This is a genomic window from Methylobacterium sp. AMS5, from assembly GCF_001542815.1.
In the GTDB taxonomy this organism is placed as follows: Bacteria; Pseudomonadota; Alphaproteobacteria; order Rhizobiales; family Beijerinckiaceae; genus Methylobacterium.
Genome location: NZ_CP006992.1, coordinates 2,044,186 through 2,060,318 on the forward strand (window position 1 = coordinate 2,044,186; position 16,133 = coordinate 2,060,318).

The 16,133-nt window shown below is 62.3% G+C and carries 15 protein-coding genes; 3 read left to right on the forward strand and 12 right to left on the reverse strand.

Annotation, left to right across the window (positions count from 1 at the left end; all coding sequences use genetic code 11):
* Positions 1 to 162: 162 nt before the first annotated feature.
* Together Y590_RS09200 and Y590_RS09205 are read right to left on the reverse strand one after the other, a co-directional pair.
* Complete coding sequence (locus Y590_RS09200; RefSeq protein WP_060769589.1) at positions 163 to 2,271, reverse strand: carbohydrate porin; 2,109 nt, start codon at positions 2,269 to 2,271, stop codon at positions 163 to 165.
* 369 nt (positions 2,272 to 2,640) lie between these two features.
* Positions 2,641 to 3,153 (reverse strand): DUF2147 domain-containing protein, encoded by a 513-nt coding sequence (locus Y590_RS09205; RefSeq protein ID WP_060769590.1) that lies wholly within the window; start codon positions 3,151 to 3,153, stop codon positions 2,641 to 2,643.
* A gap of 376 nt (positions 3,154 to 3,529) precedes the next feature.
* Here Y590_RS09205 and ndk point away from each other — a divergent pair, with 376 nt between their 5' ends.
* Both ndk and Y590_RS09215 read left to right on the forward strand, forming a co-directional pair.
* Positions 3,530 to 3,952: a nucleoside-diphosphate kinase gene (gene ndk, locus Y590_RS09210; RefSeq protein ID WP_060769591.1), complete on the forward strand. Its 423-nt coding sequence runs from the start codon at positions 3,530 to 3,532 to the stop codon at positions 3,950 to 3,952.
* 181 nt (positions 3,953 to 4,133) lie between these two features.
* A complete protein-coding gene (locus Y590_RS09215) occupies positions 4,134 to 4,514 on the forward strand; it encodes a hypothetical protein (protein ID WP_060769592.1) in 381 nt (126 codons plus the stop codon).
* A gap of 96 nt (positions 4,515 to 4,610) precedes the next feature.
* Here the strand turns inward: Y590_RS09215 and Y590_RS09220 are convergent, their stop codons facing one another.
* The 10 genes from Y590_RS09220 to Y590_RS26410 form a co-directional block, all read right to left on the reverse strand.
* Complete coding sequence (locus Y590_RS09220; protein ID WP_060769593.1) at positions 4,611 to 5,747, reverse strand: M48 family metallopeptidase; 1,137 nt, start codon at positions 5,745 to 5,747, stop codon at positions 4,611 to 4,613.
* A 7-nt stretch (positions 5,748 to 5,754) separates the two neighbouring features.
* Positions 5,755 to 7,044, reverse strand: a complete 1,290-nt coding sequence (locus tag Y590_RS09225; RefSeq protein WP_060769594.1) for a YjgN family protein — start codon at positions 7,042 to 7,044, stop codon at positions 5,755 to 5,757.
* Between the two features lie 384 nt (positions 7,045 to 7,428).
* Positions 7,429 to 7,662: a YbdD/YjiX family protein gene (locus Y590_RS09230; protein ID WP_060769595.1), complete on the reverse strand. Its 234-nt coding sequence runs from the start codon at positions 7,660 to 7,662 to the stop codon at positions 7,429 to 7,431.
* Positions 7,663 to 7,669: 7 nt separating this feature from the next.
* Positions 7,670 to 9,727 carry a carbon starvation CstA family protein gene (locus Y590_RS09235; RefSeq protein WP_060769596.1) on the reverse strand — a complete coding sequence of 686 codons (2,058 nt, stop codon included), beginning with the start codon at positions 9,725 to 9,727 and terminating at the stop codon, positions 7,670 to 7,672.
* A 301-nt stretch (positions 9,728 to 10,028) separates the two neighbouring features.
* Positions 10,029 to 10,655, reverse strand: coding sequence for a TPM domain-containing protein (locus tag Y590_RS09240; RefSeq protein WP_060769597.1), 627 nt, complete (start codon positions 10,653 to 10,655; stop codon positions 10,029 to 10,031).
* Complete coding sequence (locus tag Y590_RS09245) at positions 10,645 to 11,430, reverse strand: TPM domain-containing protein (protein ID WP_060769598.1); 786 nt, start codon at positions 11,428 to 11,430, stop codon at positions 10,645 to 10,647. The genes Y590_RS09240 and Y590_RS09245 overlap by 11 nt, the downstream gene beginning before the upstream one ends.
* Positions 11,431 to 11,449: 19 nt before the next feature.
* A complete protein-coding gene (locus Y590_RS09250; RefSeq protein ID WP_060769599.1) occupies positions 11,450 to 12,085 on the reverse strand; it encodes a LemA family protein in 636 nt (211 codons plus the stop codon).
* Positions 12,086 to 12,172: 87 nt separating this feature from the next.
* On the reverse strand, positions 12,173 to 13,597 hold the full coding sequence (locus tag Y590_RS26405) for a glycosyltransferase family protein (RefSeq protein ID WP_144439961.1): 1,425 nt from the start codon (positions 13,595 to 13,597) through the stop codon (positions 12,173 to 12,175).
* A 140-nt stretch (positions 13,598 to 13,737) separates the two neighbouring features.
* Complete coding sequence (locus Y590_RS25640) at positions 13,738 to 14,448, reverse strand: methyltransferase domain-containing protein (RefSeq protein ID WP_083530823.1); 711 nt, start codon at positions 14,446 to 14,448, stop codon at positions 13,738 to 13,740.
* Positions 14,449 to 14,661: 213 nt separating this feature from the next.
* Entirely contained in the window at positions 14,662 to 15,576 is a 915-nt protein-coding gene (locus Y590_RS26410) for a class I SAM-dependent methyltransferase (protein ID WP_144439962.1), read from the reverse strand.
* Positions 15,577 to 15,782: 206 nt separating this feature from the next.
* Between Y590_RS26410 and Y590_RS09255 the strand changes: the two genes are divergently transcribed.
* Positions 15,783 to 16,112 carry an Rdx family protein gene (locus tag Y590_RS09255; RefSeq protein ID WP_060769600.1) on the forward strand — a complete coding sequence of 110 codons (330 nt, stop codon included), beginning with the start codon at positions 15,783 to 15,785 and terminating at the stop codon, positions 16,110 to 16,112.
* The last annotated feature ends 21 nt before the right edge of the window (positions 16,113 to 16,133 follow it).

Here is a 16,133-nt window from a genome sequence, read left to right on the forward strand (position 1 = left end):
CCGGCGCACGTCCTCGGCGCTCCTCATATGGGGGGCACCGTGCCCCGGCGCGAGACCGGCGCATGATGCCCTGGGCCGGCGCCGCCACGCAAACATTCCGGAAGCGGCCGTCGCGGCGTCCTCCACGAACCGTCCCGGACGAAGCCGCGTTGGCCGGACGGGTCAGAAATCCGTGTGCAGCCGCGTTCCGAAGAAATCGGCCGGGCCCCGGTCGCGGTTATAGGCCGGGTTCTCGACGTGCTGGTAGTCGAAGGACATCGTCACCGCCTTCGTCAGGTTCAGCGCATAATAGACCTCCACCGCCCGCTCCGGTGCATAGTTGTCGAGGCGGCCGTCGCCGATCAGGAGTCCGAGGCCGCCATTGGCGAAGTAGGCGCGGTGCGAGGTCGAGATCCGGTTCGCGGCGGCACCGACCCCGACCGTGTCCTGCGGCCGGCCCCAGGCTGCGCCCTTGAGCGAGAGGCCGCCCGAGACCGAGCCGTCGATATCGGTGAAATTCAGGCTTTCGTTGCGCCCGTCGTTGACGCTTGCCCGCGCGAACAGGCCGAGATCGGCGGTGAGGGCCTGTTCGAGATTGACGTAGGCGCCGCTCTTGCGCCGGGGCTCCCGGGTCGCTGCGGCCGCCGTGTTGATGTCGGCGAAGGCGCCGGTCTGCGTCAGCGCCACGACCTGCCGGAAGTTGGCGGTGTTGCCGACATTCGAGAACAGGCCGAGGCGTAAGCGGCCCGGCTGGTCGAGCACCGGCAGCGTGTGGCGTTCCTCGAACTCGATCACGGCGCCGGCCCGCTCGAACACCCGCGGGTCGAGCACGTCGGAGGACGGCTCCTTCGGCACTTGCGTGTAGGCGGCGCGGATCGCGAATTCCGCGCGATTGTACTCGACCATCACGCCTTGCGTGAAGCCGGGGAGGTTGGCTGGGAAGTCCCAGGCGGCGGCGGCCCACAGGCCCCAGTTCATGAAGTCCACCCGTGGGTCGTGGGCGTAGATGTTGCCGTCGAAGAAGTCGCCGAGCGCGAACTTGCCGGCGATGACCGTGATGCGCTCGACGTCGCGCGTGCCGGCGATGGAGTTCGGCCCGTCCGGCACCTCTTCCGTCTCGCCCCCGAGCCCGAAGGTTTGGCGGACGAAGTAGCGGTTCGAGCGCAGCTTCGGGAACGGCGCACCGGCCTTCTGCGCCTCGCCGTTGACGAAACCGGCCACGCCCAGCGTGCGCGACAGGCCGAAGCCCTGGCTGAATTCCGGGTTGTAGTAGAGTTCCGTGCCCTCGAAGAGCTTGAGGCCGAGGAACAGCGTCGCGGTGGTCGTCGCCTGCGCTTGATCCGGTACGAGGCTCTGCGGCCCGCGATAGGGTGCGCGGAAGCCGGTCACGCCCTGGTTCACGAAGGTCGTCTGGCCGTGCAGCGAGAAGCGGGCGTCCTTCGGGGGCTCGTCCTCCTCGGGCACGAGGGCCAGCGCCTGGGGGTGCCAGACCAGCCGGGCCATCATCTTGTTGGAGACGAAGCCGGTGCGCGTCGTCACCGGTCCCCCGTCGAGGCCCGGCAGCGTGCCGAGGCCGAAGCGGCCGCTCTCGCCGAGATCGCTGTAGCGGTAGTCGATTCCGAGCGAGAGATGCGGATCGACCGCGAACTCCACACCCGCGCCGAGCGTGAAGCCGAGATAGGAGACGTTGCGCGTAGCCGTGACCGTCGGGCCGCCCGCCAGATCCGGATAGACGGCGAGCACCCGGCCGTTGGCGCCCGTGAGTCCGGCGGTTGCGTAGATCAGGTTGTTGCCGAAGGCGTAGCCGAGCCGGGCGCGGGCGGCCCCGAATACGTCCGTCTTCTCGCGGATCAGGGCGAAGGGCGGATCGATCCCCTCGTAGCCGAAGCCCGTCGCATCGGAGCGTGCGCCGCGCTTGAGGTTGGTTCCGACGAGGTCGGCCTCGATGCCGTAGACGAGCGCCCCGTCCTGCCAATTCCAGCCGGCGAAGGCGCCGCCGACCGCCGTGGTGGCATCGCCGCCGAGATCGCGGCTGCCGGTGGCATCGCCTGTCGAGATCGACCGAACGCGGCGCGGGCCGATCGTGGTTGGGCCGAAATCGTAGTTGCCGAAGGAAGCGCCCGCGCTGCCTTGCACCCCGGCATAGAAACCGGACCAATCGATGAAGCGGGGCCGTGCACGTTCGGCGAGATCCGCGGCCATGCCCACGCCGGCATGCAAGCCGAGGATCGCGACAAGCCCTGCTGAGACCGCCACCTGTTTCGCAATTGTTCCCGCGCGCGCCTTGAACACTGCGCCAGCCCCCGCCACCACCCCGTGAGCGGCCTAGCAGATGCCGTTGCCGCCGCAATGCGCCCACGACCCGCTAAGCACAAGGCTTCAGGACGGTTGCACGGGCGCCACGATGTCCGTGAGAAGCGGAAACATCCGACAGGACGATGACGGCTGTATCGGCACCGGCCGAGCCGGACCGTGCCAAACCGGGATAAACGCGCTCAAGCCGTCCCAGAATGACAAATAAATGATCGCGGCCGCTCGCGCCCACTTGCGGCAGCGCAGCAACGCACTAACCTTAACCGGACTTGATCCCCATCAGGTTTGTCGGACTTCAGGGCGCGCCAGCAAAGGCGCGCCCCTTTTTTCTAAGATGTTCGGCGCGCGTCACTCCGCCGGGGCGGCGGGCGCCTTGGCCGGAGCCGGCTTCGCGGCGGTTTTCGCGGGCGTCGCGGCGGCCTGCTGGTTCACGTCCGGCACGCGGGTCCAAGTTTGCGAGCCGCACAGCACCTTGAGCATGCAGCCCTGCACGCTCAATTCGCCCTCGCTCTCGCGCTCCAGGCTGACCTGATAGATCTTGCCCTCGTCGGCGTTGTAGATCTCGCCCGCAAAGCCCGCATCGTCAGGCTTGAGGTTCTCGAGGAGCGTAAGCCCGATGATCGGGCGCGCCCGCTTCCTCGGATCGGGATTCTTCACGTCGTTGCGCGGCGCCCCGGCGTCATCGGTCGGAGATTTCAGCCAGACCACCTTGCCGCAGGCGTTGCCGCCGCTCGGCCCGCAACGGTCGATGCGGATCTTCGCGCGTCCGTCCCCCGTCAGCCACGTTCCGGAAAGGTCTTTGGGGGCGGCAAAGGCGGCATTCGAGGCCAGGAGGGCAGCGAGACCGAGAGCGATACGCATGAATGGCTCCTGAGGCTGGGCCCGAAACGGGCTGTGGCTTGCGGAGAAGGGATCACCCCGGCGGACGAGCGGGGGCAGGCGAACCGTCCACCCATTGAGCGGCCGCAATCCGGCGATTTTTCGGCGGTGTTGCGCTAAAGCCATGGCGAGGCCGAAAAAGGCCGAGCTCGCCGTGATTCCGTTCGCTCACGCATCCGCAGCTTGTCCGCCGCGTGACGGTGGTTGAGGGCCTACCGGTCCACCGCTATAAGCCCGGCGCGCCGGGCGCCAACCAGGCCGTCGACTGTCAGGACGGTCGGATCTCTCGGGCGGCTTTCGAGCCCGCCCTCCTTCAGCGCGTCGCGCGACCCCTTTCTCCAACGAACCGGACCGGACCATGGCCAACGAGCGCACCTTCTCCATCCTCAAGCCCGACGCGACGCGCCGCAACATCACCGGCGCGGTCAACGCCGTGATCGAGGCCGCCGGCCTGCGCATCGTCGGCCAGCGCCGCATCCGCATGACCCGCGAGCAGGCCGAGACGTTCTACGAGGTGCACAAGGAGCGCCCGTTCTTCGGTGAGCTGGTCGAGTTCATGACCTCGGGCCCCGTGGTGGTGCAGGTGCTCGAGGGCGAGAACGCCGTCGCCAAGTACCGTGAAGTCATGGGCGCCACGAACCCGGCCCAGGCCGCCGACGGCACGATCCGCAAGCAGTTTGCCGAGTCGGTCGGCGAGAACACCGTTCACGGCTCCGACAGCGCCGAGAACGCCCGGCTCGAGATCGCGCAGTTCTTCAACGACGCCGACATCGCCGCCTGATGCACGACCCTCGCCGGCCCCGCACACGGGGCCGGCGAGAAACGCGCTCGCGCTTGCGCGGGGCTGACGTCCAGGGCGCAATCCGGCCGAGTGTGACTCTCCTGCCCTAGCGGCGCGGGGCGGGCGGACCGAAGAACGGAACCGATCGACGATTTCCCGTCTCTCTCGGATTTTCGCTCCCATGCGCCTCACGTTTTCGCGCACCGGCCGCCTGCTCGTCGCGGCCGGCCTCGTGTCCCTGCTCGCCGCCTGCAACTCCGCCGGCCGCTCGACGCAGTACACCTCGCTCGAAGGCTACGTGCCCGATCCGACGCTGAAGACCGCGACGAAGACCAATCTGACCGGCCGCGTGCGCCACGCCTGCACCGTCACCCAGGCCCGGTTCCAGAAGGTCCCCGAAGACGCGCTCGCCGCGCCCTGCGGCTGCTATGCCGAGCGCACGCTCTCCGCCCTCGACAAGGACGAGATCGCCTCCTACCGCACCACCGGCTACTTCAACGACAGTGCTCGCGCCAAGGCGCTGAACGCGCTCGATAGCTGCAAGCTGCCGCGTCCGGTCTGATGGAATGAGGGGCGGCGTTTCGCGCCGTCCCTTCGAGAGAGGTGCAGGGCTCGAACCTGCACCTTTGACAAGGTCTCGGCCTTTCAGGGCCGGGATCTACAGCTTCTCGGTCGGCGTCTTGGTGTTCTTGCCGTCCGGCTTGGTCTTTTCCGGCTCGGCTGGCTTCGGGCAGATGGCCTGGAGGCTCTGCCACTCGGCCTCGGACAGGATGCCGGGTCCGGCCGGCTTCTTCCCCGCCAGTGACCGGATCCGCGCGGCCCGCTCCGCCGTGACCGGATGGGAGCGCAGGAACGAGGTTGCGTCCGGCTCCTCGTCGTCCTCGTCGGTGATACGCTCCAGGATCGCGGCGAGCGCGGCCCCGTCTCCGCCGGCCCGCTTCACGGCCGCCACCGCGTAGGCGTCCGCCGTCCGCTCCGCGTCGCGTGAGTAGCCCGCCGAAATCGCAGCCTGTCCGATCGTTGCCAGCACCGTCGAGCCGGTGAGATCGCCGAGCACGAGGCTCAGCAGGAACGAAGTGCCGCCCGCCGTGATCACCGAGCGCATCGGATCGCGGGCGGCGATGTGGCCGAACTCGTGCGCGAGGATGCCGGCCAGCTCATCGCCGCTTTTGGCCTTGGCGAGGATGTCGGAGAGCAGAATCACCCGGCCGCCCGGCAGGGCAAGCGCGTTGGCGACCTCGTGTCGGCGCACGCTCACCTGCGGTGTCATCGGCAGCGCCATGCCCTCCGAAAGTCGCGCCGTCAGCCGATCGAGCACCGCCCGCCCCCCCGCCTCGTTGCAGAGCGGCGGGTCGTCGAGCAGGCCGACGATCTGGGTATCGACGCTGCGCCCGAGTTGCGCTTCGATCGCCTGCGGGACCAAGGGGGCGAGCAGGTTCGAGGCCGCGGGCACGCCGTAGATAGCCGTCAGCAGCACGGAGACGCCCGCCGCGATCGACCAGAGCACGAGACGGGTGAGGCCGCCTTCGCTCTCGGTCCGGCTCAGGTCGGGACAGCGCGCCTTCAGGGCTTCGGCGAACGACGCGTCGGCGAACTCGACGCTCTCCGATCCCTGCGCGTGGTTGATCCGCATCAGGGGCGGGGCGGCGTCGGCGGCGCGCAGGTCGAGCAGGCTCCAGTCGCGGGAAACATCCTCGCCGGAGACTTCGAGCCGGAACGTCAGTCTCAGCGTCACCGGCCGGGGCCGGGCGCTGAGGCCGTCGAAGAACGTGCCGGTCGTGGTGATCGCTTCCATCGGCCGGCTAGAACCCGATCTCGAGAGCACCGCCGACATCGAGCGCGTCGGCCAGCCCTTCGTTGAGGCCGCTGGACCGAGCGCGCGTCGAGGCGAGCACCGCTTCCAGCTCCGGCAGGTTCTCGATCTGCATCGTGGTCGCCACCGCGTGCCACAGGCGCACCGTGATGATGCGGATATAGAGCACGTTCGTGCCGAGGATGGCCCCGAGATAGAGCAGCACGCTCGATGCGATGACGAAGGCGTGGATGCCCACATTCTCGCCGTCCGTGGCGATCAGCGGAACGAGTAGGGCGAAGATGATGCCGAGGACGATGATGAAGCCGATCACCGCCAGCATGTAGACGAGGTAGGGGAAGTAGAACTGACGCGCTTTCAGCGAGGAGGCCAGCCGTGCCTCCCCGAGAGAGGCCGCATTGAGGAAGGCGCGGGTCTCGCGGGCCCGGTAATAGGGAATCAGCAGCAGCGCGAGCGGGATCGAGACGGAAGCCGCGATCACGACGGCGGCGCCGTAGGAGGCAAGCGTGGTGTCCTCGTAGTCCGGGTTGAAGATGAACTTGCTCTTCTCGCTCGCCGGGTCCTGGATCAGCAGATCGCTCGGGATATCGAATCCGGTCGCCGCCAGCAGCGCCGCGACGCTCACTAGAATCGGCAGCAGCGCGACGATGTAGAGCATCATCCACGGTGTCAGGATCGAGCGGCCGGTCGCGGTCGAGCGCATCCGGCTCCGGCCGATCAGTGTGTGGTCGATGCGGTAGCGCTCCAGCGCCGCACGCATGAAGGGGAAGGCCAGACCGAGGCTGGCGAAGGTCGCGAGCCACCACAAGAAGGCGCGCCCGGCATAAGCGAAGCCCGAGCCGTCCTGGCCGAGGCGGATGCCGCGCCAGCGCGTGCGCGAGGCTCGGTAGCGCCGGCCGCGGAACAGCGCGTATTGCCCGAGTACGAACAGTCCGATGAAGGAGATCGGCGCGGCCAGGGTCGCCAGCACCGGGCTCAGGAGACCGATGACGAACAGAAGGATGTAGATCGGCACCAGGATGGCAAGCGCCACGAGGAAGCCGAGGAACAGCTCCTTTCCGGTGCCGAGATACTCGGCCGGGCTACCGGCGACGACCGTGCGGCTCCAGAAGTATCGCCGCAGATTGGTGAAGTACCAGAACCGGTAGATCGAGAAAGTGATCAACGAGAGCAGGAACCCCTTGACGACGATGCCCGTCAGCCCCGGTGCCTTCCGGTCGAACGCAATCTCTCCCGTCCGCGCCCCAGCCGGGCTCGGCACGCCTGCCATCTGATTCATCGTCGCAGTCCCCCTCGTGCCGGGAGACTAGAATCCGCGCTGGTTGCGTTGCAACAGCCGGCGCACACAATCCTTGCTTTAGGAACAACCGATCCAGGGAAAGCCGATGCGGCGGCCACGCGTCTTCAGGTTTCATGGTTAATTTCACGTGAAAACCCCGTCGTGACCGTGTCTCGACGGGCATCTCCGGCCGATTGCAAACGCCGCACTCGGCTCCGATTCTCCCGCCCATCTCGCTGCGACGGCGCGCGCATCGATGCCGATGACGGGAAACCTGCTACGTCCATTCAGAAAAAAACGCCGGGTCCGATCATGGGCCCGGCGTTCTCATGCAATGTCATCACGGGAGGAACGAACCATCCCTCCGGGGGATAAGCGAGCGCTTCAGCAGCAGCGAAAACCCGACGTGTTGCCGCCGCCGAAGCGAGCGTTCTCGCGGTTGCGAAAAAACTCCCGCTCGGTCATCGGCGCCTGATCGGGATGAGTCTTGGCGATATGGGCAACGTAAGTCCCGTAATCACCCTGACCCACCATCAGCCGCGCGCCGTCGCAAACGCACTTGTTGAAAGCCTGAAGGCGTTCGCGAAAGCTCTGCACCGACGTTGCGGTTCCGCTCATGACTGTCTCACTCCGCCGGGGCGAGATTGGAATCGGCTTCGAGTGCTGTCCAGCGATCGGCACGGTAGGCCTTCACGCAGGCCATGAGGCCGAACACCGCGATCGCGACGACGAGGCCGACGAAGAATACGGCCAGAGCCGCGTCGATGCGATCGTTGAAGACGATCTTGTGCATGTCCGCCATGCTCTTGGCCGGGCCGAGCACCTTGCCTTCCGCGATCGCCGTCGAGAAACGGTCGGCGTGCGAGAGGAAGCCGATCTTCGGGTCGGGCGAGAAGATCTTCTGCCAGCCGGCCGTCAGGGTGCAGATGCACAGCCAGACGGTCGGGATGATCGTGACGAAGGCATAGCGCTCGCGCTTCATCTTGAAGATCACGACGGTTGCCAGCGTCAGCGCGACGGCGGCCAGCATCTGGTTCGAGATGCCGAAGAGCGGCCACAGGGTGTAGATGCCGCCGAGCGGATCGGTAACGCCCTGATAGAGGAAGTAGCCCCAGGCGCTGACGCACAGGGCGGTAGCGACCACGCTCGGACCCCAGGCCGAGGTGTCCTTGAAGCGCGGCGAGAGCAGGCCGAGCAGGTCCTGCAGCATGAAGCGGCCGGCGCGGGTGCCCGCATCCACCGCGGTCAGGATGAACAGGGCCTCGAACAGGATCGCGAAGTGATACCAGAAGGCCATCATCGCCTTGCCGCCGATGGCCGAGGAAATGATGTGCGCCATGCCGACCGCGAGGGTCGGCGCGCCGCCGACACGCGAGATGATCGAGTGTTCGCCGACATCCTTGGCGGTCTGAGCGATGACGTCCGGAGCGATCGGGAAGCCGAGCGCCGTCACCGCGGCGGCGGCGGTTTCCGGCGTGCTGCCGAGCAGGGCGCCCGGAGAGTTCATTGTGAAGTAGATGCCCGGGTCGATCACGCTGGCGGCCACCAGCGCCATGATCGCCACGAAGCTCTCCATCAGCATGCCGCCGTAGCCGATGAAGCGGGTGTCCATCTCGTTGTCGACGAGCTTCGGGGTCGTGCCCGACGAGATCAGCGCGTGGAAGCCCGAGACGGCGCCGCAGGCGATGGTGATGAACAGGAACGGAAACAGCGAGCCCGCCCAGACCGGCCCGGTGCCATCGATGAACTTCGTCGTGGCGGGCATCTGCATGTGCGGGGCGACGACGACGATGCCGAGCGCGAGGCCGATGATGGTGCCGATCTTGAGGAAGGTCGACAGGTAGTCACGCGGGGCCAGCAGCAGCCACACCGGCAGGATCGCCGCGACGAAGCCATAGCCGATCAGCATCCAAGTGAGCTGGGTGCCCGTGAAGGTGAAGGCGGGGCCCCAGGTGGGGTGTTCGTTGATCTGACCGCCGCCGAGGATCGCGGCCATGAGCAGGACGAAGCCGATGATCGACACTTCGCCGATCTTGCCCGGCCGGATGTAGCGGGCGTAGAGGCCCATCAGGATCGCGATCGGGATCGTCGCGCCGACGGTGAAGGTGCCCCAGGGGCTCTCGGCCAGGGCCTTCACCACGATCATCGCCAGCACGGCGAGCAGAATGACCATGATCATGAAGGTGCCGAACAGAGCGATCACGCCGGGAATCACACCGAGCTCGGCCCGGATCAGCTCGCCCAGCGAGCGCCCATCGCGGCGCATCGAGATGAACAGGATCATGAAGTCCTGTACCGCGCCCGCGAGCACGACACCGGCGAGGATCCAGAGCATGCCGGGCAGGTAGCCCATCTGTGCCGCGAGCACCGGGCCGACCAACGGTCCGGCGCCGGCGATGGCCGCGAAGTGGTGGCCGAACAGGACCGATTTGTTGGTGGGGACGTAGTCGAGGCCATCGTTGTGACGGTGGGCCGGAGTCTCGCGCTTCGGATCGAGGCGCATCACCTTGTCGGCGATGAAGAGGGAATAGTAGCGGTAGGCGATGAGGTAGACGCAGACCGCGGCGACGACGACCCACAGGGCGTTGATCGCTTCGCCCCGTTGTGTGGCGACCACCGCCAGCGCCGCAGCGCCCAATGCACCGACCAGGGCCCAGGGCCCATGCTTCTGTATTGCGCCCATGTGACGCCTCACTCCGTCATTGGCCGCATTCTTGATGCAGGCGGCCTTGTCCCGGATCTGTGTGGCGCAATTTTTCCTGTGATACCAGTTGCGGTGAGCACACAGGTGCTGGTTCCCTCGTCACGGTCGGTGACATCTTCAACCCCGCGTTACCCGAACCTTGGGATGAATGCGCCGCGGCGCCACCAACGTCCGTGCGAAGCGCCGCTGGGCAAACGGGCATCCGGACGCGGCCGATGTTCGGAACACGGCTTCCGTTCGATCCGAATCGGTTCCGCCGTGCGGAGCGCCTTCGAACATCTCAATCGAGGACGATGACGCGGTTGGGGAGTTGGTTGTCGCCGTGGCTGCCCGGCAGCTCGGCCTTCAGCACGGCGCCGACCTGCTCCACCGCCGAGACGAGACCCTCACCGAGGGCTCCGCGTCCGGCCGCACCGAGCAGCTCCGAGACGATGGCGCGCCATTGCGCGTCCTCCACGCGGGCCCGCACACCCTTGTCGGCAACGATCTCGGCGTAGCGCTCCGCGAGGGCCACGTAGACCAGCACACCGGTGCGTCCCCGCGTTCCGGTGAGACCATGCGCAAAGAACTCGCGGCGGGCGGCGGCGTGGGCGCGCTCGCGCTGCCAGCGCCGCGGGGTGAGGGTGATCCGGAGACGCTCGTTCAGGGTCAGCATCAGCGTGACCAGCACCGTCGCCGCCTGAGCGAGCGCGATCTTGCCCGCACCGAGATCGGTGAGCAGAATCAGGGGCCAGGGCAGGGCCAGGGCGACCGCCAGGGCCAAAGCGAGGCCGGGGGAGCGATAGAGCCCGGCGCTGGCGGAGACAAGCACCACGATCTCGCCCGAGGTTCCGGTCTCTGCCCGCCCGATCGCTGCGGCGATCCGCTCCTGCGCGGCAGGATCGAGGATGCTCACGCTACCAGTCACCGGACGCTCCCCCGCCGCCGAACGAGCCGCCCCCGCCGGAGAATCCTCCGCCGCCGTCGGAAAAGCCGCCGCTCCAGCCGCCGGACGGTCCCGGGATCACCACGAAGCCGCCACCCCGGCCGCGTCGCCCGCCGCCGTTCATCCGCGTCAGCACGACGACGAGGGCGATGATGACCACGATCCAGAAGATCACCGTGACGGGATCGACCGTGTCCTCCCGCACCGGCGCGCGGCGCTGCCACTCGTCGGCATCGCCGGCGAGGATCGGAAGAATGGCGTCGACCCCCGCCTCCACGCCCCCGGAAAAGTCGCCCTGGCGGAAACGGGGCGTGATCGCCGTCGTGATGATCGTCTTCGACAGCGCATCGGTGAGCGCGCCTTCGAGCCCGTACCCGACCTCGATGCGGACCTTGCGCTCCTTCGGGGCCACCAGCAGCAGAACACCGTTGTTGGTCTTCTTCTGGCCGATGCCCCAAGCCCGGGCGAGACGGTTGGCGTAGTCCTCGACCGTGCGGTCCTGAAGGCTCGGCACGGTGGCGACGACGAGCTGATCGCCCGTCTTGTCCTCGTGGGCCTTGATCTTGCCGTCGATCCTCGCCCGCGTCTCCTGCGAGAGGATGCCGGCCGCATCCACCACCCGGCCCGTGAGCTTGGGGAAGTCGGGCTCGGCCGCTTTGGCGAGACCCATGAGGCCGGCGACGACCAGCAGCGCGAGCCACAGCGCCGACAGCGGGCCGAATACGGGGTGCCGAGCGGTCCGATCGGGATGCGTCATCACCAGTTGACAGGGTGAACTAGAACTTCACGTTCGGCGCGCGCTCTGCGCCCGGCGTCGAGGTGAAGGTCTCCATCGGCTTCGCCTCCGGATAGAACCACGAGGCGATCCACCGGCCGGGAATGGTGCGGATCTCCGTGTTGTAGGCCTGGACCGCCTGAATATAGTCGCGCCGCGCCACGGCGATCCGGTTTTCCGTTCCCTCGAGTTGCGACTGGAGGGCGAGGAAGTTCTGGTTCGATTTCAGGTCCGGATAGGCCTCGACCGAGGCGAGCAACCGTCCGAGCGCCCCCGAAAGCTGGTTCTGCGCCTCCTGGAACTGCTTGAACTTCTCCGGATCGCTGACCGTCGAGGCATCGACCTGGATGCTCGTCGCCTTGGCCCTGGCTTCCGTCACCCGGGTCAAGGTCTCCTGCTCCTGCTTGGCATAACCCTTCACCGTCTCGACGAGATTCGGGATCAGGTCGGCCCGGCGCTGGTACTGGTTCTGCACCTCGCTCCAGGACGATTTCGCCTGCTCCTCCAGGCTCGGCACCCGATTGATCGCCCCGCACCCTGCAAGGCATGCCGCCAGCCAGAGCGCCGCGAGCGCGGAGACGACCCGGCTGAGGATGGAGGGGCGGGCCGGAGCCGCGGAACTGGGGGCGGGGGGCATGGAGTGTGGTCTCCGGGTGAGCACAAATATCAGTCGGATATCTGTAAGTCAGCCTAGAAGATGGGAACGGAATAGGTTATCTTCGGATCAAGATATTTCTTGCATGGCAGTTTTAGTCCCGCTTTCTGATAAAATATAGTCATAATAGCTTTTGATCCTATCCACTTTATGCATCGGGCCTACGCCGCCACAAAAATGAATTAAACCTTTATCAACTATTTTTTCGTTCTCCAGCGGCGGCCAGGGATGAATATACTTGTCGATAAGTGAAACATCGTACGATGCAATTTTGTTATAGACATAATTTGCTGCCGGCTGATCGTAAACTTCATAACTCTGCCGATCAGTTCCATTTTCGATCTGAAAATAGATGCAACTGACTACCGCGGTAAAGTCTCCTCGAACATGTTCGGCATTTCTGAAGCCGATAACGCCTGAGTTGAAACCAATAGGGCTTCTAATGATTGAGAAACGATCCCCACGGCCTATCGTGGCTGTTTCATCCGCAAGAGTGAGAACCCCACCATATGATTGGTGATCCAGTGGACCTTCAGATTTTACGAAAATCGTAGAGCTATTTGCTGGGTCGTTCCCAACAATATCTCCCAGCATGTCTTTGATGCTCCCATTGCATATAATGTCAAAATCAGAATAAACAATTGGCTGGTACAGATTTATACTATCTACATCGATTACTTTAAAGCGAGCGCACACCATATCGGTCTCGTCAACGACAGGAATAGCTGCAAGTTGCAACCGATCCGGCGGAACAAAATCTAATAAGCTTCTGATAAAAATTTCAGACTTGTTTGTAATAATGAGGTAATTTCCGTCATAACAACCAAATCGTTCGATGCTATCAATGCACATTTTAAGTAAGAAGAATGACTGATCTCTACCGTAGGCCGAAAAATACATTAGTGGCTTAAAAAGCAATAGTTTTTCAACTTTGTATGTTCCGTAAGATAGATAGATCTGTTTACCATCAATGTTGCACCCATATTTATTCACGTTCTTAATGCCAAATTCAATTTCGCCAACTTTGATTATAAAATTTGGCTTAAATGTAATTTGGCTCTTTTCTATAATGCGCTTAAGAGATATTGAGTACCAAGAGTTGTTCAATAATAAAATTGGGAGTGATTGACTAGAAAACAACCAAAACTTTTCGTAGACTTCTCTCCACACTTTGAAGTCCACAGTGCCGTCGGGCTCTGCGGATAGTTGTTGACCATTTATATCAAAATAAACGAATTCCTCGTCTACAAAGCTCACATTCAGTTTTTCTGCAACCATTTGTGGGGTTGAATAAATGCTGGAGCCGAAGTTGCTCGGCATTACGTACCAAGTTTCGCCTTCATCTTCGAACGATAGATTAGCTTTTCCATTTGCAATTTGCACAGAAATGATATGTTGGTGATCAACGTTAGGTGATGTGCGCAGCTCGCCTGTGATTTTATCATAAATCAATACTTGGCCGTGGGTCGAGAGACAGTGCATGCAATGACTCATGGTTGGTATCCTAAGACTTCTGTGCTCCAATGTCGGAGGAGCGTCGCACAGTTATACAACCACTTCGGTGTTGCCCTGTTTGCTGCTACGCAAATCGGGCTAGGACGCGGTGAGAGAGATTGGAGCAATGCCCTGAGATACTAGCGAGTTTTCGCTTCCATTAATAGCCAGTGCTGCCGGCACATTCGGTTCTCATTGACTAGGCCCCACCTTTCAGGGTCCGTCAAGTTCGCCAGGATGGGGTATTCGTTTGGGTTTCTGCCGCCAGCCCAAACGATTTCAATATTATGCGTCGGCAGGTAGTGCGCGAAAATTCCAGGCGTAATATTGCCATTTATAAAATCGTGGCATTCAATTATGAAATCGAACTTTCGCAACGCTGATGCGACGTCTGAACGGCAAAGAAGCTCAAGTTCATAGCCCTCACAGTCAATAATCGCGAGGCCTCGATGATGTTCTTCAGATAATTGAATAAGATGAGCGGGAGTGCATTCTGCTTCGAACCTAATTCGTTCTAGCACTCCGTTGACTTCAGCGGCTTCGCGCGCAACGTTAAGGGCCTGCGGGTTCAGATCGAATGCATGAAGGTTGATTTTGTCAAATATGCGGGCTAATCCTACGGCATCGAACCCTTCCGCGCAGCCAACATCTACAATGACGTTGTATGACTCGGCGCTCAGGCGACAGATACCCGCGTGAAGCTCTTGCTCGTACATCCCTAGCAGCTTTGTGCTTATGTCGCCATCGCCCCATGAGAACTTATTTATAAGTTTCATGCCGGAAAAGGGACCGCGTTGAACAACCGATCTTGTTGCATCTATAACGATATTGTTAATTCGCGTTCGATCCATCGGTACCCCTCCCTAGAAAAGTTCGCTTTTCACCTGATCGTGGTTCGTCGTGCCGCCGCTGGGTTGCTTCAGAGAGCGCTGGTAGGTTGGTTGAGAAACGTCATTTTCACGATGCTTTGGGTTTGTGGTCTACGATGTGCTGATGAGTCTGTAGGATTTTCGTGTCTATATCGCTGGTCGTATTATCGCGACCAACGAGGTAGCAGGCTTAGGTCAAAGCGCGCTCAAGCTGGCACGCCGACGCTCGTCATCCAGAGCCTTCTGATACTTATCTATTGCTCCGATTTGCTTCCATTTTAGATCCTCAGCTCCAGTATGGGCGTCGGGCTTGCGCAGGGAAATGAAAAACTCGAATTGGCCCGGCTCTGTATTATGGAAATTGACGATTTCGAATTTGAATTTTTCCAGTAGAACCGCTGCTCGAAGCAGAGATAGAAATGAAGTAGGGGTATATATCCAGCAGTGTGAGTCGAAATATTCGTTATTCGAATGAATTCTGTGAGCTTGATCTTGCGCCAGCCACAGTGCAAAATCACCATTGTATGGCTTTAGCTCGCTAGTGTTGATGTTTTCTTTCCAAATCGCACCCGGATCTATTGCGGCGATGTGAACGCAGTGGTCAAACATCTGCCTTACGCTCGGCCTTTCGTACGAATAGAGATCGGCTTCAATGAGTTGGCCGATGGTGCTGAGCTGGCAGTTTGTATCGAAGGTGTATCTCTTGTCTGGTATTGCTAGGTTGAATATTCCTTCTGGTCTCAGAACCTCAAAAATGCCTCTAAACCAACCAAGAGTGTTGGGTACGTGTTCGATAACATGGCTTGCTATAGCAAAATCAAACACGTTTTCTTGCCCGACAACACTCGCTAGGCTTCCGCTACCGCTCCAGATATAATCAACATTGACAATTCCATTTACGCGCTCCTGATTTGATTGGTGTTGCTTTTTTAGTCCATCTGTATCCGTGTAATCAATAAAGCGCGATAGCCCAGCCGATGGAGGAATGATTGGATTATTCAGAGCCCCAATTTCTATGCCCTTGTGTCGAGTTTCGTCTATGCCGAATGTCAGTTTCCGATCTCTCCGACTGATCGGATTCCAAGCCGATTTCTCAATTTCTTGCGACATAACTCACCTGCTGCATTGCGGATCATTTGGAGGTTTTATGGTTTGTGTCCCACTGGACGACAAGCCTGTCCCAGGTTCTGTGATAAACCTGTAGATAATTTTGGATTGAAGCGGTCAACGATTTTCCGCATCCAAGCTTCGATCCCGAGGTGGGCCAGCAGAAAGATTGGTTGACAACCTTTCGGTGTTAGGTGCGTCCTGTCACCATGCGCGATGCCTCTGGTTCGGCCTGCCTCTCTCCATTGCCGCCCTGCCCCCGCATCACGATCACCTACTGCACCCAATGCCAGTGGCTCCTGCGTGCGGCGTGGATGGCGCAGGAGCTTCTGTCAACCTTCCGCGATGATCTTGGCGAGGTCGCCCTGCGGCCCGGCACGGGCGGGGTGTTCGTGATCGCGTTCGATACGGAGGTTATCTGGGAACGGGTGCGCGATGGCGGCTTTCCCGATGTGAAGGTGCTCAAGCAGCGGGTCCGGGACCGGCTCGATCCGGGCCGGGATCTCGGGCATGTCGATCGGGCCGGGCGGGAGGGCTGAGCCGGGGCAGTTGGCACGCCC